The organism is Planctomycetota bacterium (assembly GCA_038746835.1).
Classification (GTDB): Bacteria; Planctomycetota; Phycisphaerae; order Tepidisphaerales; family Tepidisphaeraceae; genus JBCDKH01.
Genome location: JBCDKH010000217.1, coordinates 1 through 5,810, shown reverse-complemented (window position 1 = coordinate 5,810; position 5,810 = coordinate 1). Strand labels below are relative to the sequence as shown.

Annotated in this window: 4 protein-coding genes; all 4 read left to right on the top strand. The window is 67.0% G+C overall.

Annotated elements, in window-relative coordinates:
• The coding region (locus tag AAGI46_15235; protein ID MEM1013560.1) for a hypothetical protein at positions 1-326 on the top strand (326 nt) is incomplete at its 5' end.
• The gene (locus AAGI46_15230; protein ID MEM1013559.1) at positions 313-1,164 is read left to right on the top strand and encodes a DotU family type IV/VI secretion system protein; all 852 of its coding nucleotides are present in this window, start codon (positions 313-315) and stop codon (positions 1,162-1,164) included. The genes AAGI46_15235 and AAGI46_15230, both read left to right, overlap by 14 nt.
• 23 nt (positions 1,165-1,187) lie before the next feature.
• Positions 1,188-5,507 (top strand): type VI secretion protein IcmF/TssM N-terminal domain-containing protein, encoded by a 4,320-nt coding sequence (locus tag AAGI46_15225; protein ID MEM1013558.1) that lies wholly within the window; start codon positions 1,188-1,190, stop codon positions 5,505-5,507.
• A gap of 10 nt (positions 5,508-5,517) precedes the next feature.
• On the top strand, positions 5,518-5,810 hold a 293-nt coding region (locus tag AAGI46_15220), incomplete at its 3' end, for a hypothetical protein (GenBank protein MEM1013557.1).

Sequence of the window (5,810 nt, the reverse complement as noted above, 5' to 3'; positions counted from 1 at the left end):
TCGCGCGTCAGGGACGGCTGCTCGGGGCGTTTGTGCATGCGTTGAGCCATCTCGACCAAGACGTTCGCTCGCACCTCACCCAGCACCTTCGCCCCGAAACCATCGAGGCGGCGACGGAGCAGATCGGCGGCGTCAAGGCATCGGCCATCCGCGGCAGTCGGACGTTCAAGGCGGCGTGTTGGGATCGCTACTGTCAGGCGTTCGACGACGCGGTTCGAAAGCCCGAGGACGCACCGTTCGCGGAGATCGTCCGCCAGTTTTCGCGTCTGCCCCGGGAGATGACGCAGGCGTCCGGTTCGGAGGAGGCGCGCGTTGACGCCCCGTGACGCTCAGCAGTGGGATCCGCTGGCGACGTCGCTCGCTCCGCCGCCGCCACAAGACGGTCCGTCTGACGACTCGGCCGCTTGGTCTGGCGTCGGGCCGGAGTCGTCGAGTCGGCGTCGCTCGGCGATCGAGTGTGCCGAGCCGGTCTTCGCGCTTCTTTGCCAGTTCAACCGCGCCGGCCGGAGTCAGATGTCGCCGTCGGAGGAGCTCGTCCGCAGCGAGCTGGAGAAGGCGATCGCGACGAGCGTCGAACGGTTCGCCCAGAGCCGCGTGTCGGCCGACGAGTCGACTGTCGAGCGCTTCCGGCGGCCGCTGGTGTTCTTCGTCGATTTCTCGGTGCGTCACAGCGCGTTGCAGTGCGCATTCGACTGGAACGACAAGCCTTTGGCCCAGTCGCTCTTGGGCGAGTCGTCGGTTGACAAGGCGTTCTTCGACGAGCTTCAACGCGAGCTCCAGGCCAACGACGAGACGTCGACGCAGGTGCTCCAGCTCTACCACGAGTGCATGGCCTTCGGTTTCGCCGGCGTCTACACGGGCAACCTGCAGCAGGTCGGCGACCTGATGTCCGCCACGCGCGGCGAACTCGCACGACGGGGCGTCGACGCGTTCGAAGATCCCTACGGAAAGGTCACGCCCGCCGCCTACGCCTACACCGACGACACGGTCCTCCCGACGGGCGAGCGGAATCGCATCGTCGGGCTGATCGGCGTGATTGCCGTCGGCGTGTCGCTCACGCTGCTCGCGCTCAGCTTCTACGTCTGGGATCGCCAGGCCGGGGAATTGACCGACGACTTACGCTATCTCGCCGGCGACGCCGACACGGCGAGCGAGGCCGACTGAGTCCGAACCCGCGGGTGCCACCGATGACGCCGCCGAGCCAGCCGCCGCTGCCATTGCCACCAGAGCCCACGCGGGTTTCCGGTGGGTTCGGTCTGTTTCAGGTCGTGGCTGTCCTCGCAGTCGGCATCGCGATCACGCTCGTCCTCGTGACGGCCGGGCTGTTCTACTGGTTCACGCGTGACTGGATCGTCCCGGCCATTGTGCTGGTCGGGCTTGTCTTGGTCGGGCTGACGATCCTGCTGCTCCGCGCGGTCATCCGGCGTCAGCGACGGCGCAAGTCACAGCAGATGGCGGTCGGTCTTCAGCAGCAGGCGACGTACCGCCCCAACGACGCGACCGCCGAAGACGCCGCGGCCCAGGAGGCGTGCGTCCGCGAGTTCAACGCCGGCCTTGAAAAGTTTAAGAACGCGGGCAAGAGCGTCTACGACCTGCCGTGGTACCTCGTCGTCGGTGAGCCCGGTTCCGGCAAGACCAAAGCCATCCGCGAAAGCGAAATCGGCTTCCCGCCCGGCCTGCAGGACCCGACGCAAGGTGCCGGCGGCACGTACACCATGCACTGGTGGTTCACCAACCACGCCGTCCTCCTCGATACCGCCGGCCGAATGATGTTCGGCGACGAGCGCGAGGGGCCGCTGTCGCAGGGCTTTCGCCAGACGTGGCATCGCTTCCTCGACGAGCTGCGTAAGAGCCGCCCGCGTCAGCCGGTGAACGGGCTGGTGCTCTTCATCCCCGCGACGAGTCTGATCGAAGATGACGACGCCGAGATCGACCGCAAGGCCGGCGTCATTCAGCAGAACCTCGACGTGATCCAGAAGCGGCTGGGCGCGCGCTTCCCCGTCTTTGTCGTCGTGAGCAAGTGCGACAAGATCCTCGGGTTTTCCGAGTACTTCGACACGATCGAGGATCGCACGCTGGCCCACCAGATGTTCGGCTGGAGCAACGCCGGCTCGCTCGACGACCCATTCGACCTCGCCGAAGCGTCGCGCGGCCTCGACACCATCTACCACCGGCTCGTCCGACGGCGCTCGACCGTGCTCGCCCAGACGGCCAAGACCTTCCAGGACGGGCTGGCCGATGTGGCAAGGCCGCTCGACGGGGTCGATGCGCTCTACGGCCTTCCCGGTGAGCTGCACCAGCGAAACAGGCGGCTGCTGCGATACCTCGAACGCATTCTCGTCAGCGACACGTGGAGCCAACCGCTTTTCCTTCGCGGCATCTACTTCACGACCGCCTTGCGGGAGAACGACGCGCTCGATGAGACGCTCAGCCGCATCCTCAACGTGCCGGCCGAGCGACTCGTCCGCCCGGGCAAGGTCGTCGAACGGTCCTACTTCATCGGCGACCTGTTCGTCGACAAAGTCTTCCGCGAGAAGGGCCTCATCGCCGGCAGTGCGAAAAAGGTGCGCGACATCCGTCGTGGCAATCGGCTGGCGATCGTCGGCACGAGCCTCCTGATGCTCGGACTGATCGGCGTGCTCTTTTGGTCGGGTGTCTCGCGTCTCGACGAGGCCGTGCTGGACAAGAGCACGTTCTGGCGCAACATCCGCGCGGTCACCGACGACCCGCAACGACCGATCGAGATCATCCGCAGCGGCCGCTACGCGCCGGCCGACGGGTTGGTCGCGCTGCACGAGCAGGCACCGGGCGAACTCGACTCGACGATCACCGCGCCCGGGCTGTTCAAGCTGACGGCATGGGTGCGCGGTGATCAGTTGTCCAATGCACAGGAAGCCGCCAAGAGCCAGCGCAGCGTCTACCGCCGCTTCTTTCGACAGAGCGTCGCGACGCCGCTGATGGAGCGATTCAACGACTACCTGACGCTGCGGCTTCCGGAGCTGGACCAGAGCATGGACGGCAACGCCAACGCCGCGTTGGTCGAGGCGATTCTGCAGTGGGCCCGGTTCGACGCCGCGACGTATTCGCAAGGCGACCCCGAGATCGACCTCGCGACGTCGTCGCTGGAGCCGTTCCTCGCGCACTTGGCCGAAAGCGATCTGTCCGCCGATGTGGCCGTCTACGACGAGGCACTTCGGGCGGCGCACGGTTTGGATCAGCCGATTGATTCGGAACAACGGGACACGGTCCGGCGAACCCTCTTCGGCGAAGCGGACGACAGCGGCCTGCTCGACGAAACACTCGCCCTGCGAGCGGCCCGGTACATCGCACAGACGTCGCCGCAGCCGACCGCGCTGCCGACGATCGGTGTTGGCGACTTCCCGGCCCGGCAGGAACGCCTGGACGCGGCCGCCGAGGCGTTCGACGAGGCGCTCGGCCGACGTCCGAAGACCGAGGCCGAGTACGCCGACCTTCGCAAGACGCTGTCGACGACGTTCGACGAACTCGCCTCCGCTCGCGACGCATACCTCGCCTCGCGCGACGCCTCGTTTGACGCGTTTGCAAGCTTTCCAGGCGACGCGGACAACGAGCGACTCGCGTCCGCCTACGAGGCTGCGCTTGCCGACATTCGTAGCCCGCTGGAGCCGTTCGTCGCACTGCCGTCAGCACCGCCTGTGGCCGGGACGCTTCGTCGTGAGCTCGAGAAGGTCCTCGCCGACCGGATCGCCACGGTGGAGTCGTGGCACGAAAGCCAGCTGTCAACGCTGGCGAGCCTGCAAGGCGGGGCCACGTCCGACGAAGAGTGGGTTCAGCGACTGGCCGAGGCGGAGTGGCTCTCGCAGACACTGCAACCGATGGCGGCGCTGCGTCGTTTGGCAGAAGACCAGCTAGCAAGCGACGGAACGCTGGCGGCACTGATTGTTCCCGACGACATGCCCCAAGACCGCCTCGCCGAGGTCGACTTCGCTGCACGTCGCCACGCGCTACTGGCCTCGGCCGTCGGCATGTTCCCTGCAACCGAGGTGGACGTCGCGCGACGGGTGCGTGACCGGAGCACGCGAAGCCGCTTCGACGAGCGGCTGCCGTTCGTGCCACGCAACTCGGCCATCATCGATCGCGACTATGAGCCGGGCGGTTTCGCGCGTCTGCTCGAAGACCTGGCGGTGCTCACAGAAGCGATCGCAGCTGACGACGACGAGACGATCGCTCCGGACGTGCTGCCGCCGCGGGTATTGCTGTCGGACGGGATCGACGCGCGTCGTCGGGCTGGCATTTCGACCTACGCAGCGTCGTTCGCAGCGCATTGGGACCAACGCAAGGACAGCGAGCTGGAGGTCTCGCCGTCACCGCAGTCGTGGTCGGAAGATCGGCGAGCCATCGCGACGTGGGATCAGTTCTCGAGGCCGGTCGCCGAGCTTGCCGCCATCTACGGCGAGGTCGAGCAGGCATCGGCGCGGGCATGCGACCTGCTCGATTTGCCGGAAACAGAGGCGGAATCGTCGCTTTCCGAGTGGCGAGCGCAGGTGCAACGTTTGCAGACGCCGCTCGAAGAGGGCAACTGGCCAGCGGTCGATCGGTGGCAGCTCCTCAGCGACGTGGCCAGCGAAGCCGCGGAAGACATCGGCCTGGACGGCCCGGCGGCGATGAGCAACGCGTACCTCGTCCTGGGTGAGGCACAGGGCGTGGCCGAGACCTATCGGCGTGAGGTGACGCGGCGCCTCTTGCTGTCGCTGGCGGGTGCCGTGCGTCCCGGAGCGGCGGCCGGCCTCGATCGAGAGCTGGACATGATCGAGCGATTCGTCGCCTTCCCGCTGCGATCGCTGGCCGACGCTGAGGATCGCATCATGACGCGCGACGACATGGATCGCCTCGTCGGCCTGCCGGAGTTCAAGTCGGTCCAGTCCTTCAACGATGCTGTGGATCGCGTCGCGGGACGGATCGAAGCTGCGTACGACGCGAACGAAGAACGGCCCGATCGCGAGTCGGCGAGCCGGGCGTTTCGACGACTCTTCCTGAGCGAGGCGGAAGATACCGGCGAGCTCGCCGACGCGATGGCATGGTTCCGCAGCCCGGAGGAACCGACCGTCTCGGTGCGTGTCCCGTCGCGCGACGTGCAGGAACGTCTGGGCGACGCGCGGGCTTCGGTCGCGTGGCGCGAGGCCGTCTTCAACGGGGAAACGACGAGTTTCCGTGAGATCAACACCGGCTTCTGGCTCGCTCAAGACCTGGTCGCCCGGGAAAGTACGCTGACGCTGGGCGTGCAGGACCGTCGCGGCACCGTCGTGATCGAGCCACTCGGCAAGACGTGGAACGCGATCGAACTCGTCGACCGGTACTACGTCGGGGCCGGCGAAGGCGGCGGGGCCGTGCTCGTGGAGCTGCCGTTCGTCTACGAAGAACGCGATGGCGGCGACGACGTTCGACCGTTGCTCGTGGAACTGGCCTTTGACCCGCCACTGCCGGCATCGGTGATTCGACGCGCGGAGCAGGCGAGAGACGACCGGTAGCTTCGCGACGATGCCCACGACACCCGATGAGCATTCCGGCGGTTTGGCAGCCCGGCTTTTGGGCTGGCTTCGGGGTCTCTTTGGAGGCGGTGAGATCGAACCGGTCATCGCCGACCATCGAGCTTTCACCGCGGCGGCGTTTGGCAAGCACCCGGCGTACGACGACTTCATGCCCGACCTGGCAGATCGGCCTGGCGAGCCGGCCGACGCGACGCTGCTTCGCCTGCGAGCGAGCCTGCTCAACGGCCTGATCGCGCCCAACATCGACGCCGACGCGTGGCCCGATCCGGCACCGGAGAAGCC